The sequence below is a fragment of the Stenotrophomonas sp. 99219_Sma genome, assembly GCF_056480785.1.
This window is the reverse complement of the sequence record NZ_CM151117.1, coordinates 2,758,627-2,775,634: the sequence shown is the minus strand read 5'-3', so window position 1 is coordinate 2,775,634 and position 17,008 is coordinate 2,758,627. Positions and strand designations below refer to the sequence as shown.

The 17,008-nt window shown below is 67.9% G+C and carries 14 protein-coding genes; 5 read left to right on the top strand and 9 right to left on the bottom strand.

Features of this window, described 5'->3' with window-relative positions; translation table 11 throughout:
* Positions 1-4 precede the first annotated feature (4 nt).
* The 5 genes from ACZK13_RS12700 to ACZK13_RS12680 form a co-directional block, all read right to left on the bottom strand.
* Entirely contained in the window at positions 5-1,414 is a 1,410-nt protein-coding gene (locus ACZK13_RS12700) for a Y-family DNA polymerase (protein ID WP_125894577.1), read from the bottom strand.
* A gap of 9 nt (positions 1,415-1,423) precedes the next feature.
* Positions 1,424-2,038 (bottom strand): translesion DNA synthesis-associated protein ImuA, encoded by a 615-nt coding sequence (imuA, locus tag ACZK13_RS12695; RefSeq protein ID WP_125894579.1) that lies wholly within the window; start codon positions 2,036-2,038, stop codon positions 1,424-1,426.
* A gap of 296 nt (positions 2,039-2,334) precedes the next feature.
* Complete coding sequence (locus tag ACZK13_RS12690) at positions 2,335-3,342, bottom strand: cyclase family protein (RefSeq protein WP_125894581.1); 1,008 nt, start codon at positions 3,340-3,342, stop codon at positions 2,335-2,337.
* Positions 3,343-3,377: 35 nt separating this feature from the next.
* On the bottom strand, positions 3,378-4,028 hold the full coding sequence (locus ACZK13_RS12685; RefSeq protein ID WP_121503545.1) for a DsbA family oxidoreductase: 651 nt from the start codon (positions 4,026-4,028) through the stop codon (positions 3,378-3,380).
* A gap of 92 nt (positions 4,029-4,120) precedes the next feature.
* Positions 4,121-5,071: a LysR family transcriptional regulator gene (locus ACZK13_RS12680; RefSeq protein ID WP_185749963.1), complete on the bottom strand. Its 951-nt coding sequence runs from the start codon at positions 5,069-5,071 to the stop codon at positions 4,121-4,123.
* A 131-nt stretch (positions 5,072-5,202) separates the two neighbouring features.
* On the opposite strand from ACZK13_RS12680, the gene ACZK13_RS12675 reads away from it, so the two are divergent.
* Positions 5,203-6,093 carry a sterol desaturase family protein gene (locus ACZK13_RS12675; RefSeq protein ID WP_125894583.1) on the top strand — a complete coding sequence of 297 codons (891 nt, stop codon included), beginning with the start codon at positions 5,203-5,205 and terminating at the stop codon, positions 6,091-6,093.
* A gap of 9 nt (positions 6,094-6,102) precedes the next feature.
* Here the strand turns inward: ACZK13_RS12675 and ACZK13_RS12670 are convergent, their stop codons facing one another.
* Both ACZK13_RS12670 and ACZK13_RS12665 read right to left on the bottom strand, forming a co-directional pair.
* Positions 6,103-6,807 carry an AraC family transcriptional regulator gene (locus tag ACZK13_RS12670; protein ID WP_125894585.1) on the bottom strand — a complete coding sequence of 235 codons (705 nt, stop codon included), beginning with the start codon at positions 6,805-6,807 and terminating at the stop codon, positions 6,103-6,105.
* Between the two features lie 283 nt (positions 6,808-7,090).
* The gene (locus tag ACZK13_RS12665; protein ID WP_049422820.1) at positions 7,091-7,525 is read right to left on the bottom strand and encodes a VOC family protein; all 435 of its coding nucleotides are present in this window, start codon (positions 7,523-7,525) and stop codon (positions 7,091-7,093) included.
* Positions 7,526-7,862: 337 nt separating this feature from the next.
* Here ACZK13_RS12665 and ACZK13_RS12660 point away from each other — a divergent pair, with 337 nt between their 5' ends.
* Positions 7,863-10,658, top strand: coding sequence for a beta-glucosidase family protein (locus ACZK13_RS12660; RefSeq protein ID WP_125894587.1), 2,796 nt, complete (start codon positions 7,863-7,865; stop codon positions 10,656-10,658).
* Positions 10,659-10,757: 99 nt separating this feature from the next.
* Here ACZK13_RS12660 and ACZK13_RS12655 read toward each other — a convergent pair whose 3' ends face one another.
* Entirely contained in the window at positions 10,758-11,654 is an 897-nt protein-coding gene (locus ACZK13_RS12655; RefSeq protein WP_125894589.1) for a LysR family transcriptional regulator, read from the bottom strand.
* A gap of 105 nt (positions 11,655-11,759) precedes the next feature.
* On the opposite strand from ACZK13_RS12655, the gene ACZK13_RS12650 reads away from it, so the two are divergent.
* From ACZK13_RS12650 to ACZK13_RS12640, 3 genes are all read left to right on the top strand, one after another.
* On the top strand, positions 11,760-13,118 hold the full coding sequence (locus ACZK13_RS12650) for an MFS transporter (protein ID WP_125894591.1): 1,359 nt from the start codon (positions 11,760-11,762) through the stop codon (positions 13,116-13,118).
* Positions 13,118-13,504 (top strand): DUF4440 domain-containing protein, encoded by a 387-nt coding sequence (locus ACZK13_RS12645; protein ID WP_253143699.1) that lies wholly within the window; start codon positions 13,118-13,120, stop codon positions 13,502-13,504. The genes ACZK13_RS12650 and ACZK13_RS12645 overlap by 1 nt, the downstream gene beginning before the upstream one ends.
* 219 nt (positions 13,505-13,723) lie before the next feature.
* Positions 13,724-15,634: a CocE/NonD family hydrolase gene (locus ACZK13_RS12640; RefSeq protein WP_253143700.1), complete on the top strand. Its 1,911-nt coding sequence runs from the start codon at positions 13,724-13,726 to the stop codon at positions 15,632-15,634.
* A gap of 404 nt (positions 15,635-16,038) precedes the next feature.
* On the opposite strand, the gene ACZK13_RS12635 is transcribed toward ACZK13_RS12640, so the two are convergent.
* Complete coding sequence (locus ACZK13_RS12635; protein WP_125894597.1) at positions 16,039-16,992, bottom strand: helix-turn-helix transcriptional regulator; 954 nt, start codon at positions 16,990-16,992, stop codon at positions 16,039-16,041.
* Between the last annotated feature and the right edge of the window lie 16 nt (positions 16,993-17,008).

The following is a 17,008-nucleotide window of genomic DNA, read 5'->3' as shown; positions in this document are numbered from 1 at the left end:
CGGCTCAGCCGAACCAGCCGTGCAGCATCCACGGCGCATGCGGATCATTGCGGTCACGGAAAGCCCAGCCGCGCTGGCCATGCGCGGTTTCCACCACGTAGTAATCGCGGCGCGCATCGGCCTGGTCCCACCAGCCCGATTCGATCCGCTCCGGCCCGGTGACGATGCGCAGGCGCGGATCACGCAGCGGTTGTGGGGTGTCCAGCAGCCAGCCAGGGCGCAGCGGCCAGTACGACGGAGACTTGGCCGGCGGCTGGGTGCCACTGGCGCGTTCGGGGCGATGGTCGGCCTGCACCGCCAGCGGCTGCACGGCGTCATCGCCCAGCCGCGCCCGCAGGCGCTCGCGCAGCTGGTTCCAGGGCATCGCCTGTGCCGGCCGGGTATCGAACAGGTCACGCGCGGCGGGCACGAACGGTGGCAGCTGTTCGGCCTGCAGGCGCAGTGCGCGGCTGCCAGCGGGCAGGGCGAACGCTTCCATGCGGTTGCGCGCGATCTCGAACAGCAGCGCGGGATCGCGCTCGGGTGCCAGCAGGCCGATGGTCAGCACGCTGGCCGGCAGCAGGTCATGCTCGAAGTGCAGGTCGAAGCGCTGTACGCCGCCATCGCGCGAGCACAGGAAGGCCGCCAGGTCCAGCAGCAGGCGGCGCAGCGGGAACAGCAGGGCCTGGCTGGATTCGATCTCGTATTCGAATTCGATGCGCGCATCGAAACGATCCGGTGGCTGGTAGTAGCGCAGTGGCGCGGTGGGCAGGCCACGCAATGCGTCCAGCTGCTGCAGCACCTCGGGGGCGAAGCGCCGGGCCAGGCTGTCGCGCGGCAGTTCGAGCACCGCACCCAGCGTGCGCAGACCGGAACGACCGAGCACGGTCACCGCTTCGCTGGGCAGGCCGCAACGCGGCAACGGCAGCTGCGCCAGTGCCGCTGGCAGCTGCTGCGCATCGATGCTGAGGCCGTCGTGGACGTTGGCCAGCACGCGCGCGGCATGCGCGGTGGGCGCGGCCACCAGGCGGTGGCGGAAACCAAGCTCATGCAGTTCGCCGCGCAGGCGCTTTTCGATCGTCAGCCAGTCACCGAACAGGGCGCGACTGGCGCCGATCTCCATGACCAGCGCGTGCGGAAAATCGAGGCTGACCTGCGAGCTGTAGGCGTAGGCCCAACTGGCCAGCAGCTGCCGGGTGTGCTGTTCGGCGTTCGGGTCGTAGTCGTGCAGGTACATGTCCTGCACCAGCACCTGTGCGGCCGACAGCAGCATGCCCGGGCGCAGTCCCGCTGCGCGTGCCGACGGGCTGACCGCGCGCAGCACGCGACGCTGCGCCGGCCCCTGCAGCAGCACCAGTGGCCGCTGCGGGTCCGGCTGCAGGCGCAGCACGCTGTCCAGTGCCAGCTGCGGCAACAACAGGCAGGCCCAATGCATGACGCGGCCTCAGTGGGCGATGGCCAGTGGCAACGGCTGCGCCGGTGGCAGGCCGCCACGGCACTTCAGCACCCGCACCTGGCCGTGGTTGAGCTGCAGGCGCAGGCTGGCCGGGGAGGGGTTGCGCGCTGCCTGCGCCTCGCGGAACACGAAGCCCAGGCACTGGCCGCTGTCGGCAGCCACCTGCAGCCGGCGCAGTGAGCGGTCGTCGGCCTGGTGTGGCCAGCACAGCACCGCCGCGCAGGCCGCAGAGCGCAGGCACTGTTCGGCGGCCCACAGCGCCTGTTTCGGTGCGGCGTGGATGATCTGCAGCTGGGCCAGGTCCAGCCCGGCCGCCGCCCAGGCCGGGGCATGCGGGCGGTAGGGCGGGGCGACCAGCACGATCGGGCGGTCGCGCTGGCTCAGCTTCGCCAGCGCCGGCCAGACCAGCGCCAGCTCGCCGACGCCGGGCGCGGCCTGCAGCACCTCGCACAGCCCGCTGGCCGGCCAGCCACCGCCGGGCAGGCGTGCGTCCAGCGCCGGATGGCCACTGGCCAAGTGGTCGCTGGCCGGCCCCTGGCGGGCTGGGCCGCGCCACAGCTGGCGCCCGTCCAGCAGCCGGTCGAGGGCGACGACAGCACCCATCAGCCGATCCTCCAAGGGAGGCGCCGGGTTGGCTTGAAGCGGCAGGAACGGGCGGAAACGGCAGGCATGGCGCGAGTATCGACGGGCCGGTATCAGGGGCTGAGACCGGACATGCTACTCGCCTTGTGAGTAGAATTACTAATGAAATCGGAAGGTCGGGTTTCAGGTTGCTGAAGGGCTAAAGCATCCACGCATGGCGTGGATCTACCAGGGTTCTCTCCAGTAGATCCACGCCATGCGTGGATGGGAAAACGGTGCCGACCAGGGTCGGCACCTACAGGCACGGGCACTCCCGGTTACGGGCGCACCGGCAGCGCCACCGGGCGCAGCGGCGCGGCATCACCGCCGCGGATCTTCAGCGGGCCACCGATGAAGGCGAACTCATAGACCTTGTCGCGGGCCAGTTCGTCCAGCGCCACCAGCTCGATGATCGGCGCGCCCTGCTGGGCCAGCAGGTAGGTGTGCAGCGGCACGTAGTCGTCGGACACCTCCGAGGGGAAGGTCTCGAAGCTGAGGTTGTCGGCGCCGACGATCATCGCGCCGCTGTCCTCCACCAGGAAGCGCGCCGCGTCCAGGCCCATGCCCGGCGGGTTGGCCATGTAGGCCTTGGGCTGTTCGAACAGGCGCATGCGGCCGGTGCGGATCAGCACCACGTCGCCCTGCTGCAGCTTCACCTGCTGGCGTGCCAGCGCATCCTTCAGGTCCTGCCGGGTGACGCGGTAGCTGTCCGGCAGCATGTCCACGCCCTTGGCGCCGGCCACGTCGATCAGCACGCCACGCGCGATCAGCGGCGGGAATTTCTCGATGCCGGTGACGTTCCAGCCACGGTCACCGAGGTGCTTGTCGGCCTCGAAGCCGTTCCAGATCTTTCCGTGGATGCCGAAGTGGTTCAGCGCATCGATGTGGGTGCCGGTGTGGCTGTACATCGAGAATGCGGTGCCGGTGTAGCTGCGGGTGAGGTTCATGGTTTCACCCACGCCCATCGGGTCGTCCATCACCGTGCCGCGCGGGGTGTGGGTCATCCAGAACTGGTAGTGCGGGTCGCCGGCATCCTGCCAGCTGGGCATGCCAACGTAGTATTCGGTGGCCAGGTCATAGGCCTTGCCGCCGCTCACCCGCGACAGGATCGCCGCACGCGAGGCGTCGGTGATCAGGTTGAGGCGGCCGATCTCGTCCTTCGGCCCCCAGGGGCTGGTGCCGACCTGCTGGCCGGAGGGAACGCGTTCGTGCGCGGATACGGTGGTGGAAGCGGCGGTGCCGGCCAGCAGCAGGGCCAGCGCGGTGGCCAGGGTACGTGGGGTCATGGGGAATCTCCTTGCAGGGTGGGGGACGGTGCGGCTCAGGCCGCGACCAGGTGCGCCAGGGCTTGGCGCAGTTGCGGCAGCGGCAGGGTCTGCAGGCGCAGGCCGTTGCCGCCGATCACGGTGGGAATGGAGCGGATGCCGAGGGTCGCGGCTTCGGCACGGTCGGCCTGCACGCGCTGGCGCACTGCGTCGCTGCGCATGTGGTCAGCGAAGGCGCCACGCGGGTGGCCCAGTGCTTCGGCGATATCCAGCAGTACTTCGGCGTCGCCGATGTTGCGGTGCTGGTGCAGGTGCGCCCACTGCACGGCATCGAACATCGCGCCATGGGCGTCGTTGCCACCGAGCATGCCGGCGGCCTGGCAGGCCAGTGCGCCGAGCCAGCCGGACGGATACTCGAAGTCCTGTGCACGCATGCCTTCGATATCGATGCGCGCGGTGTCTTCATGCGCGGCGCAGTCGGTCCAGTGGCGCAGGATGATCGCCTTGGCGCGCTCCATCGAGCCGAACACCTCGACCATCTGCGCGCGCGAGTCCTGCAGCACGAAGCTGCGGTGACGCACCTGGATGCCGAGTTCGGCGGAGACCTGCTGCAGGCGCGGGGCCAGCACGAAGCACCAGCCGCAGACCACGTCGTGGAAGAAATCGACCACCGGCGCGGCGGTGGCGGGGGAAGGAACGGAAGACATCTGCCTGCCATCGGTGAGAGGGGAGGCGGCAGAGTAGGCAGCGCGGCGCGTCTGAAACAGCACGCCGCGGGCAGCTCAGTTTTCGCTGGCGGTTACGAATCCAGGCCGGCGCAGCCGGGCAGCTCGGCGTGCAGGAAATCGATGAAGGCACGCACCTTGGGCTGCAGGTGGCGCGAGGTGGGGTAGACCGCATGCACGAAGCGCGGCGGATAGCGGTGGTCGGGCAGCACCTGCTGCAGTTCGCCACGGGCCAGCGCCGGTGCCGCCAGGAACGAGGGCAGGGCGCCGATGCCCATGCCGGCCACCAGCAGGTCGCGCAGCAGCAGGCTGTTGTTGACGGTGACGCGCGCTGGCAGGGTGATCGTTACCTGCCCATCAGGGCCGAGCAGCGGCCAGCTGCCGGGCGAGTCGGACAGGCTGTAGGCCAGCACGCTGTGCGTCTGCAGATCGTCCACTGCCTGCGGTGCCGGATGCTGCTGAAGGTAGGACGGAGCCGCGCACAGCACCTGCTGCAACGAGGCCAGGCGGCGCGCTACCAGTCGCGAGTCGTCCAGCTCGGCACGCAACCGCAGCGACACATCGAAACCTTCGCCCACCGCATCAAGCAGGCGGTCTTCCATCACAAGGTCCAGCGACAGTTGCGGATGCTGCTGCAGGAAGCGTGGCAGCAGCGGCGACAGCGTGCTCAGCGCGAACGACTGCGGCGCGTTCACGCGCAGGCGCCCGGCCACGTCGCCGCGCTGTTCGGCGATGCCGCGTTCCAGTGCTTCCAGCTCGTCGAGCAGGCGGCAGCATTCGCGGTAATAGGCGTGGCCGGTTTCGGTCAGGCTCATGCGCCGCGTGGTCCGCTGCAGCAGTACCACGCCCAGGTGCGCTTCCAGCGTGCGCAGCTGCTTGCTGAGCCCGGCCGGCGACATGCCCAGGTCTTCGGCGGCACGGGCCAGCCCGCCGCGTTCGACGATGCGGCGGAAGGCACGCATCAGGTTGAAGGAATCCATGCCGGTCTCGGGCGCGATGAGGCCGCCATTGTAGATCCACGCCATGCGTGGATGCGGGAAACGTGGTGCCGTCCACGATGGTCATCCACCAGAGGCGCGCCGGGTTGCGCCGTTTGTTCAAGCCGGCCACCCGCATGCCGCGCCAGCATGCAGGCCCCTTACTTTCCGGATTGCCCATGAAGCACTGGATGCTCCGCCTGTATGCCCCGCTGTTCCTGCTGGGGTTCGTTGCCGCCGCCATCGTATGGGTCGGCCACTGTCACGGTGACCCGTTGTGGTTGCTGGCCCTGCTCGCGGTTGCCATCCCGGTTTCGTTCGCTGCCGAACGTGCCTGGCCGTATGACCCCGCGTTCAACCACGACCAGGGCGACAGCCTGCGTGACACCCTGCATGCGCTGGTCAACGAAAGCCTGAACCTGCTGTCGATCGCTGCGGTTCCGCTGCTGGCAGCCATCATTCCGTGGCAGGCCTGGCCGCTGCAGTGGCCATTCGCGCTGCAGGTGCTGCTGGCCGTCATCTGCGCCGATCTCGGCATCACCCTGGTGCACTATGCCAGCCATCGCATCGGCTGGCTGTGGCGGCTGCATGCGGTGCATCACAGCGTGACCCGCATGTATGGCTTCAACGGTCTGATGAAACACCCGCTGCACCAGGCGGCCGAAGCGGTGGGCGGCGTGCTGCCGCTGCTGCTGTTGGGCCTGCCGATGCCGGTAGCCGCGGTGTTGGCGTTCGCCATTGCCATCCAGCTGCTGCTGCAGCATTCCAACGTGGACATGCGTCCCGGCGTGCTGGGCCGGGTGATGGCCTGGGCGCCGCTGCACCGCTTCCACCACATGCGTTACGGCACCGCCGGCGACGTCAACTTCGGCCTGTTCCTGACTGTCTGGGATCACCTGCTGGGGACCGCCTTCGATGCGCCCGGCTATCGGCTGCAGCAACGCGACCTCGGCATCGGCAGCCAGCCGGACTATCCGCGCGATTATCCCGGACAGCTGCTGGCGCCGTTCCGCGAACTGCCGCATGGCGAGGTACCGGAGTTGCCGGAAGGTCTGCGCAGGCGCGGATGATGGGGCGTGTCAGGCCGCGTGCAGCTGCAGGCCCTGCAGCTGCGCGGCACCGATGCCGAACATGCGGCGCAGGCTGCGCGACAGATGGGCCAGGTCAGCGAATCCGGCCGCGTGCGCGCTGTCGGTCAGGCTGTGCCCGCGCAGATGATGCATCAGTGCGCTGCGCAGCCGTTGCCACAGCACCCAGCCGCGCAGGGTCACCGCCAGATCGGACTGGAAGCGTCGATGCAGCTGGCTGGTCGACAGATGTGCCGCCTCGGCGATATCGGCGGCTGGCACCGGCCCGGGCAGGTGCTGGGCGATACGGGACAGCGCGGCCTGCACGCGGCGGTCCAGTGGTTGCGGGCGGCTCAGCCGTGGCAGCCAGTCGTGCAGCTCCAGCGCGTTGCCCGGCAGCGCGTGCAGGTGCTGCTCGATCTGCCCGGGATCGGCATGTGCGGGCTCGAGGAACACCGTACAGCCCGCTTCCGGCGCCGACAGGATTGCGTGCGGCTGGAATGACGGCAGCCACAGCCGTTGGCCCTGCTGCCGTACGCCAGCGACCTCGACCTGCCAGAGCGCGGCTTCGCTCAGCAACAGTTGATGGGCGTAGTGCGCGTGCGTATCGCTGCCACCGGCGTGGCCCTGCAGCACGGCCACGTGAGCATCCAGCAGCAGCGTGCCATTCCAGGGCAGGGCGGGAGAGGACATGGAGGAATTGTAGATCCACGCCATGCGTGGATGGACCTCCACCGGAATCGAATATCTCGTGTTGATTTGAAAAGCATCCACGCATGGCGTGGATCTACTGGCCACCAGCCAGCTGTCGAAGGCGGGGCACTGTGGGTTTGCGGGGTGTGAGCCGCATGGATGCGGCGACCAAGGCTACATGGACGTACTTGCGCCGTCCCCGCAGACCCACAGTGCCCCGCCATCCCACGGAATGCGGCATTTGATTCTGCTGTAGCGTTGGCCGTTGCCTCTGCGGGTGCCGGGCGCAGCCCGGCCGCGCGCACCCTCACCGCCCCTGCGGATCCGGCCGGTGATGCACGTACTCGACCACGGTGCCATCGGGATGCACCGCATTGAACGCCGCCCCGGTCGGTACCACCTGCAGCGGGAAGATGATTTCAGCGCCAGCCGCCACCAGCTTGTCGTGATAGGGCCGAACGTCATCGACCAGCAGCGTCCCCGTGGTCGAAGTGAAGGGCGCCAGCGCCGCCTTGCTGCCCTCGATCAACAGGAACGCACCGACCATCGCCAGACGCAGGCCGGCCTCCGGAAACGGGAACCCGGCATCGGCCACCACGCCCTGCAACTGCTCGTAGAACGCCACGCTGCGCTCCAGCTCACCGGGGGCCACGAACACCCGGATCAGCACGCGCGGCGCGCGTTGGCTGGAGGTGTCACAGCGGTCGCGCCAGAGATGATCGAAGTCGCGGTGTACGGTCATGGGCTCGATTCGTGGCCAGGGATCTCCATTATCAGCAGCCTCGCGCGGCGCGCTGATGACCGCCGGTGATGGCCTGATAACCAGTGGCTGGGGTCGGCCTGTGACTTAGGTCCTGTTGACAGGTGTGAACGCCCTCGCACAATCTTCACATGATTAGGTCGCCCTGCGCGGCCCGGACAGGCAGGTTGTCACGCCGGGAGGAGGGTCCCAGGCGCAGACCAGCCCGTCCTTCGGCCTGCGGGACGTTGCCTGGCAACCCCTGCGCGGCATGAACGCTGCACCCTTCGGCGGCACTTTCCCTGGACCGATTGCCTTGGCAACGGAATTACGCCTGCCGATGAAAACGTTTACAAAGCCGCTTGCACTGTCCCTGGCCCTGTCAGCCGCACTGGCCGCCCCGGCCTGGGCCGACCCCGCCGCGTTCACTGTGCTGACCCTGGAACAGGCCCCGACCGCCGAGGCCATGCCGGCCCTGGCCGCCCAGCTGAAGACCCTGCAGGTGGACGCGGTGAGCGTGCGCCAGGTGCAGCGCGGCATCGGCCAGGTCGATCCGCTGCAGGTGCTGGCCGATGGCCTGGGCTACGCGTACCGCTTCATTGCTGCGGGCAAGGACGATGGCCAGACCCAGCGCGGCCAGGCCGTGCTGACCCGGCTGCCGATTGCTGCTGAATCCGGCCCGGACCAGCCGGGCCTGAACTACCTGCGCCTGGATGACGGTCGCCATGCCGTGGCGGTCTACACCGATGCTGGTGCAGGTGCCGCGCAGCTGCCGGCGCTGGTCACGTGTTCGCGGCTGGGCGCACCGGCGGTGCTGCTCGGCGCGGTGGCCGGTGAATCGGCCAAGGCCGCAGGCTTCGACCCGGCACGTGTGGCGCTGGAGGCCGATGCCAGCTATTTCAGCGACGGCTTCCAGGCCGCCAGCAGTGCACCGTTCAAGGTGGAAGGCAGCGCCCTGCGTGCCACGCTGCTGACCCTGGCCTATGCCGCCGACAAGCATGGCGACACGCCGTGGATGGACACCACCCTCAACGCCGATGCACGCGCTGCGCTGCTGCTGAAGGCGATGACCGAGGATGAGAAGTTCCAGATGCTGCACAGCTACTTCGGGCTGGGCAAGGACGGTGGCCCGCTGCCGGAAGGCGCGGTCGGGTCGGCCGGTTTCGTGCCGGGCGTAGCGCGGCTGGGCATTCCATCGCAGCAGTCGGCCGATGCCGGCGTCGGCGTGACCAATCCGGGTGGCATCCGCCCGGGTGACTTCGCCACGGCAATGCCGTCGGGCCCGTCCACCGCCTCCACCTGGAACCGTGCGGTCGCCTTTGCCGGCGGCGCGACCATGGGCCGCGAAGCGTGGCAGCAGCGCTTCAACATCCTGCTGTCCGGCAGCGTCAACCTGCAGCGCGACCCTCGCAACGGCCGCAACTTCGAATATGCCGGTGAAGACCCGCTGCTGGCCGGTTCGATGGTCGGCGCGCTGATCCAGGGCGTGCAGAGCCAGCACGTGATCTCCTCGATGAAGCACTTCGCGCTGAACGACATGGAGACCCGCCGCAACTTCCACGACGTGCGCATCGGCGAACAGGCCATGCACGAGTCGGACCTACTGGCCTTCGAGATCGCGCTGGACGCCGGCCGCCCGGGCGTGGCGATGTGCTCGTACAACAAGATCAACGGTACCTACGGCTGCGAGAACGGCTACCTGATGAATCAGGTGCTGAAGCAGGAATGGAAGTTCCCCGGTTTCGTGATGTCCGACTGGGGCGGCGTGCACAGCGGTTCCAAGGCAGCGCTGGCCGGCCTGGACCAGCAGTCGGCCGGTGAAGTGTTCGATGCGGCAGTGTTCTTTGACGAACCGCTGCGCCTGGCCGTGCATGGTGGCGTGGTGCCGCAGGCGCGCCTGAACGACATGGTGGCGCGCATCCTGCGCACGATGTTCCTGCACGGCAACTTCGACAACCCGCCGCAGCACCAGAAGGTCGATGCCGAGGCTGGCTTCGCCGTCGCCCAGCGCACGGTGGAAGAAGGCAGCGTGCTGCTGCGCAATGAAGGCAACCTGCTGCCGCTGGCCGACAGCGTGAAGCGCATCGTCATCATCGGCGGTCATGCCGACAAGGGCGTGATCGGTGGCGGTGGTTCGTCGATGGTGGGCGTGACCGCCAAGGGCACCAACGCGGTGCCGGGCGTGCTGCCGACCACCTGGCCGGGCCCGGTGATCTTCCACCCGTCCTCGCCGCTGGAATCGCTGCGTGCGGCACGTCCGGATGCAACCATCGAGTATGTGGACGGCACCAACGCCGCCGCTGCGGCCAAGGCAGCCGCGCAGGCCGATGTGGCCATCGTGTTTGCCACCCAGTGGGCGGCCGAATCGGTGGACCTGCCGGACATGCAGCTGCCGGATAATCAGGACGCACTGATCTCGGCCGTGGCCAAGGCCAACCCGAAAACCGTGCTGGTGCTGGAAACCAACGGCCCGGTGCGCACGCCGTGGCTGGCGCAGGTGCCGGCGATGCTGCAGGCCTGGTACCCGGGCATCCGCGGTGGCGAAGGCATTGCCGCGCTGCTGACCGGCCAGGTCAATCCGTCCGGCCGCCTGCCGGTGACTTGGGTGGTGGACGAATCGCAGCTGCCGCGCCCGCACATCGACGGCCTCGGCTTCAAGCCGGCCAAGCCGTTCGGTGATGTGTTCGATTTCGATATCGAAGGCGCCAACGTCGGCTACAAGTGGATGGCAGCCAAGGGCCTGACCCCGACCTTCGCCTTCGGCCACGGCCTGTCCTACACCTCCTTCGCCTATGAAAACCTGAAGGTGAGCGTGGAGGGTTCGCGCCTGGTCGCCAGCGTCGACATCCGCAACACCGGCAAGCGCGCCGGTGCCGACGTCGCCCAGCTGTACCTGAAGCTGCCGGCCGGCAGCACCACGCCGATCCGCCTGATCGGCTACGACAAGGTGACCCTGCAGCCGGGTGAACAGCGCCGCATCCGCATCGAAGCCGAGCCGAAGACGCTGGCTCACTACGATGCGCAGGCCCGCCAGTGGAAGATCGATGGCGGCACCTACCAGGTGCAGCTGTCGCGCAACGCCGCCGAACCGCTGCAGACGGTGGATGTGCAGCTGGTGGAGCAGGTGCTGCGCTGATGCCTGAAGGCATGGCCCCGCAAGGGGCCATGCAAAAAGGGGACGGAGGGGATTAAGTCGTTTATGCATAAACGACTTAATCCCCTCCGTCCCCTTTTTTCAGGTGACAAACCACCCGCGCAGGAAATCGATCAGCTGCCGCACCTTCGGTGAGGGCTGCGTGCTGTGCGGGTAGACCGCGTACACGCTCTGCTGCGGGAACCGGTGCTGGCGCAGCACCGGGCGCAGCCGGTCCTGGGCCAGGTCGTCCTGGATCAGCCAGCGTGGCAGCACGGTGACCCCGGCGCCGGCCACGGCGAAGGCGCGCAGGCTGCTGGCGCCATTCACGCGCACCACCGCGTTGCCCGGGTTGGTGGCGAACAGGGCGTCGCTGCCGTCAGGTGCAATCACCGGCACGTCGGCCAGGCGTGGGTAGCCGAGGCGGGGCAGGGTGCCCAGCTGCACGGGGTCATCGGCAGCATCGGCAGAGGGCAGGCGTGCCAGCAGGGACGGAGCCGCCACCGCGCACAGTGGGTGCCGTTCCAGTTCGCTGGCGTGCAGGCCCGAATCGGGCAGGCGGCCGAGGCGGATGGCCAGATCGAAGCGTTCGGGAATCAGATCGGCCGGTGCCGGTGAGGTCGACAGGTGCAGCTGCAGGGCCGGATGCCGCGCACGGAACGCCTCCAACGCAGGAATCAGGCGCAGCTGGGCGTACTCTGGGGTGGTGGTCAGGCGCAGCACGCCCTGCAGCTGATGCTGGTCGCGGCGGGCGGCATCGATCGCCGCCTGTGCGGCGTCCAGCGCCTGCACGCAGTGCTGCAGGAACTGTTCGCCGGCCTCGGTCAGGGCCAGGTGGCGGGTACTGCGCAGCAGCAGGGTCACGCCCAGCTCCTGCTCCAGCCGCTTCAGGTTGAAGCTGACCACCGCACGGCTCAGGCCCAGGCGATCGGCGGCAGCGGTCAGGCTGCCGGCCTCGACCACTGCACGGAAGATATCGAAGCGATCAAGGCTGACCATGGCAATTCATTGTCAAAGCAGATTTGACAGTGTTGCAGTTGCTGTCGTGTTTTTCCAACAAGGCCCGCACGGCATGCTGGCCGCTTCCCTGCTGGAGCGTCGCCGATGCCGTCCCCCCGCCTGCGCCATGAGGCCATCTTCCTGCTGGTGTTCGCTCTGGATCTGGTCAACATGTTCATCGCCACGGTGGCCTATCCGGCGCTGGCGGCGGAACTGCATGCCGACGTCGGTACCCTGGCCTGGGTCGGCACCGCCTACATGCTGGGCCTGAGCGTGGTGATTCCGCTGGCGCCCTGGCTGGCCGCACGCTGCGGTGAGCGTCGCCTGCTGCTGGTGGCGTTGCTGCTGTTCGCCGCCTCCGCAGTGTTGGCCGGGGCTGAACCGGGTATTGGCTGGCTGTTGGGCTGGCGCCTGCTGCAGGGCCTGGCTGGTGGCCTGCTGATTCCGGTGGCACAAGCGGCAGCGTACCGACAGTGCACGCCTGACCAGCGTGGCGCGCTGACCCGCCGCATCCTGCTGGTGGCGCTGCTGGTGCCGGCACTGGCGCCTGCGCTCGGTGGGCTGCTGGTGCAGTGGTTGTCCTGGCGCGGTGTGCTCTGGGCCAGCCTGCCGCTGGCCGTGGTGGCGATTGGACTGGTGCTGGCGTGGATGCCGGCCGATGGCGCGCGTAGTGCGCCACGCCTGCAGGCCTATGCGCTGTCCACCGCGATGGCGGCGCTGGGCGCGCTGCTGCTGGCGTTGACTTGGCTGGGCGAGCCCGGACATCGGACCGCCGGTGCCGTACTGCTGTTGATCGCAATGCTGTTGGCGGCGGCTCACCTGCGGCATGCACGGCAGCAGGCGCAGCCACTGCTGCGCTGGTCGCTGCTGTCCCATCGCGGGCTGCGCCTGGCGATGCTGGTCTACCTGGCCGTACCCGGCGTGTTCATCGGCAGCCAGCTGGTCAGTACCCTGCAGTTGCACCAGGCCGGCTATAGTGCCGCGCGCATCGGCGCGCTGATGCTGCCGTGGGCGCTGGCCTCGGCCATTGCGATCACGGCCAGCAAGCGCCTGCTGACCCGCTTCGGCCCGGCCACAGTGCTGCGTGCGGGCATGCTCCTGCAGGCCTGCGGCCTGTTGTTGATGGCGCTGCTGCCACACCCGGTCTTTGCCATTGCCGCATTGCTGTTTGCCTTGATGGGCGCTGGCGGCAGCCTGTGCAGCAGCACGGCGCAGACGCTGGCCTTCCATGGGGTCGAGGGCGAAGCATTGGGCGATGCCAGTGCGCTCTGGAACCTCAACCGCCAGCTCAGTTTCTGCCTGGGTACCGCTGCCATTGCGTTGCTGCTGGCCTTGGCCATGCAGTGGCTGCCGGCCCGCGCCACCGGCGCGGCGCTGGGTCTGGCCGCCGTACTGACCCTGTTGCCGATGGCGCTGCTGCGCCGGCCGCAGTTGCTCACCCTTTCGCAACCGGAGAACACCTGATGGATACCACCGCAGAACACGAAGTCCACCACCTGCACGACAAGCTGCAGGCCTGGTTCCGCGCCGACGCCGGCACCGACGCGCTGGAGGACCTGATGGCGCATTTCTGTGCAGACTTCAGCATGGTCGGTATCGCTGGCCAAAGGCTGGATCGGAATGCCTTGCAGGCACTGTTCGCGGGTGGCCATGGCGCGCGTCCAGGGCTGCAGATTTCCATCGACGCCGTGCAGGCGGTGGAGGCGCCATCACCGCTGGCGGTGCTGCGCTATCGCGAAGGGCATGCGATCGATGGCGGCGAGCCCGTATGGCGGGAATCGCTGGCGCTGCTGCGCCAGGAACAGGGGCGTTGGCGCTGGCTGGCGTTGCACGAAGTGCCGGCAGCCTGATCGGTAGTGCCGGCCGCTGGCCGGCAACCGCGTACCGTGCCCGAGGTGGATGAAGTTGCCGGCCAGCGGCCGGCACTACCGGTTGCCGACGAGCGCAGCAGCTGGTCGCACATGTGCCATCAGTCCTGCCTGCATCCACCGCAGAATGCAAAGCCTGCACACACTTCACGGCTCAAGGCAGGAGTAGGCTTGAGGCTTTCCTGCCGGGAGGGGTTGTCCATGCGTGTGCGTGCCGTCGCTGTAGCCATTGCCCTTTGCCTGTCCAGCACCGTGCTGGCCGCCAAAACCCCGCCGATGACCCCGGACATCAGCGGCAAGCCCTTCGTTGCCCCTGATGTCGGTCGTGACTACGACAAGCGCGTGGTGATGGTGCCGATGCGCGATGGCGCCAAGCTGTATACGGTGATCGTGGTGCCCAAGGGCGCGCGCAATGCCCCGATCCTGCTCACCCGCACGCCTTACGATGCTGCCGGCCGCGCCAGCCGCAGTGATTCGCCGCGCATGCGCGACCTGCTGCCGCAGGGCGACGAGGTATTTGTCGATGGCGGTTACATCCGCGTATTCCAGGACATCCGCGGCAAGTATGGCTCCGAGGGTGATTACGTGATGACCCGGCCGCTGCGCGGACCGTTGAACAACACCAGGGTGGACCACTCCACCGACGCCTGGGACACCATCGACTGGCTGGTGAAGAACGTGCCGGAGAGCAACGGCAAGGTCGGTATGCTCGGCTCGTCGTACGAGGGCTTCACCGTGGTGATGGCGCTGACCGATCCGCACCCGGCGCTGAAGGTGGCCGCGCCGCAGAGCCCGATGGTGGATGGCTGGATGGGCGACGACTGGCTCAACTACGGCGCGTTCCGCCAGGTCAATTTCAACTACTTCGCGATGCAGACCGAGAAGCGGGGCAAGGGCACGCCGCTGCCCAGCCTCGGCTACGATGACTACAGCACCTTCCTGCGTATCGGTTCGGCCGGCGACTACGCGCGTTTCACCGGCGTGGACCAGCTGACCTGGTGGAAGAAACTGGTGGAGCACCCGGCCTATGACGGCTTCTGGCAGGGCCAGGCGCTGGACGCGGTGATGGCGAAGACGCCATTGAAGGTGCCGACCATGTGGCTGCAGGGTCTGTGGGATCAGGAGGACATGTGGGGTGCCAACCACGCCTACCAGGCAATGGAAGGGCGCGACAGCGGCAACAACCGCAACTATCTGGTGATGGGGCCGTGGCGGCACAGCCAGGTGAACTACAGTGGCAGCGAGCTGGGCGCGCTGAAGTTCGATGGTGATACCGCGCTGCAGTTCCGCCGTGATGTGCTCAAGCCGTTCTTTGACCAGTACCTGGTGGACGGTGCGCCGAAGGCGGATACGCCGCCGGTGCTGATCTACAACACCGGCGAGAACCACTGGGATCGCCTGAAGGGCTGGCCACGCAGCTGCGACAAGGGTTGTGCTGCCAGCAGCAAGCCGCTGTACCTGCGTGCTGGCGGCAAGCTGGCGTTCCAGGCACCGGCGGCGGGCGAGGGCGACTTCGAGGAATACGTGTCCGACCCGGCCAAGCCGGTGCCGTTCGTGCCGCGCCCGGTCCGTTTCGGTGACCGTGACATGTGGACCACCTGGCTGGTCAAGGATCAGCGTTTCGTTGATGGCCGCCCGGACGTGCTGACCTTCATCACCGAACCGCTGACCGCGCCGCTGCGCATCGGCGGCGCACCGGTGGTGCACCTGCAGGCGTCGACCAGTGGCACCGACAGCGACTGGGTGGTGAAGCTGATCGACGTGTATCCGGACCAGGAAGCGTCGACGCCGGAGATGGGCGGCTACGAGCTGCCGGTGTCGCTGGCGATCTTCCGTGGCCGCTATCGCGAGAGCTTCAGCGATCCGAAGCCGCTGGCCGCCAACGAGGTGCTGCCGTACCGCTTCGACCTGCCCAACGCCAACCACACCTTCCAGAAGGGGCACCGGGTGATGGTGCAGGTGCAGTCCAGTCTGTTCCCGCTGTATGACCGCAACCCGCAGACCTACGTGCCGAACGTCTACCTGGCCAAGCCCGGCGATTACCAGAAGGCCACGCAGCGGGTCTGGCACAGCGCGGCGCAGGCCAGTTACATCGATCTGCCGGTGTATTGAGGTTGATGAGGTGCGCCGGGTGCGCGATACCCGGCGGTGCGCGGTCGTGCCGGCCGCTGGCCGGCATCCGTGATGGTGTGAGAGCGTGTCGACCAAGGTCGACACCTACCAGAGCGGAGCCATGGAAGTTCGATTCAGGCGGCCGCGATCGTGCCGGCCGCTTGCCGGCATCTGGGATGGTGTGAAAGCGTGTCGACCAAGGTCGACACCTACCAGAGCGGAGCCATGGAAGGTCGATTCAGGCGGCCGCGGTCGTGCCGGCCGCTGGCCGGCATCCGCGATGGCGTGAAAGCGTGTCGACCAAGGTCGACACCTACCAGAGCGGAGCCATGGCAGGTCGATTCAGGCGGCTGCGGTCGTGCCGGCCGCTGGCCGGCATCCGCGATGGCGTGAAGCAGAAGCTGCTATCCGACCTTTGAGGGTCCGGTGCGCCAGCGGCTGGGTACCAGTCCGAAACGCTTGCGGAATGCAGCCGCGAAGTTGCTGGGGTGGCGGTAACCACTGGCGGCCGCAGCCTGCTCGACAGTCCAGCCGTCTTCGCGCAGGCCCTGCTCGGCGTGGCGCATGCGTTGTTCGTGCAGGTAGTCGAACACCGAGCAGCCGTACTGCTGGGCGAAATGACGGCGCAGCGAGCTTGGGCTCATGCAGGCCAGCTGGGCCAGTTCGATCAGACTATGGGCGTGGCTGGGATCGTCATGCAGGTAGGCACGCACGCGCTCCAGGCGCTCGCGCTGGCCAGCCCGCAGCGTTCGTACATGGTCGGTCTGCAGATCCTCGGCCTTCAGCCCAACGGCCAGCAGCTGCAGTGCGACGCCTTCGCGCCACAACGCGTCGATGCCGTCCTCCCATGGGCTTTCGAACAGCTGGCCCAGCACCGGCAGCAGGGTATGCGGAATGGCCCAGTGGCGGCATTCCAGGTGGGTGTTGAGCGCGGTCTCCAACTGTGGCAGCTGGAACAGGTCCGGATCGATCTGGCCGGGCACCATCACGCTGACGCCGCGCATGCGCGTTTCGCCAGGATGCGCACCCGTCATCTCAACCTGTTCGCGGTGGTGCGCGGTCATCGCCGTACCAGCACGCAGGGTGAAACCACCACGTCGCGGAATGCGCACATCAACCTGGCCCTGCAGCATCACGCGGATGGCCAGGCCGGGACTCTGCTGGGCGGTGGCGACATAAGGGAAGCGATTATGGACGTCGGAGGCGATCAGGCTCATGCCGCCGCGCAGGAACTGCTCGTTGACCTCGCCATGGCCGGCCCACTGGTCGTCACGCAGGTGGGCCGGGTCGGCGCGGTAATCGAAGCCATGGCGGTGGCCGAAGCGGCGGTAATCAGCAAAAGTGAAATATCGGGACATCGCTCGGCACGTGCTT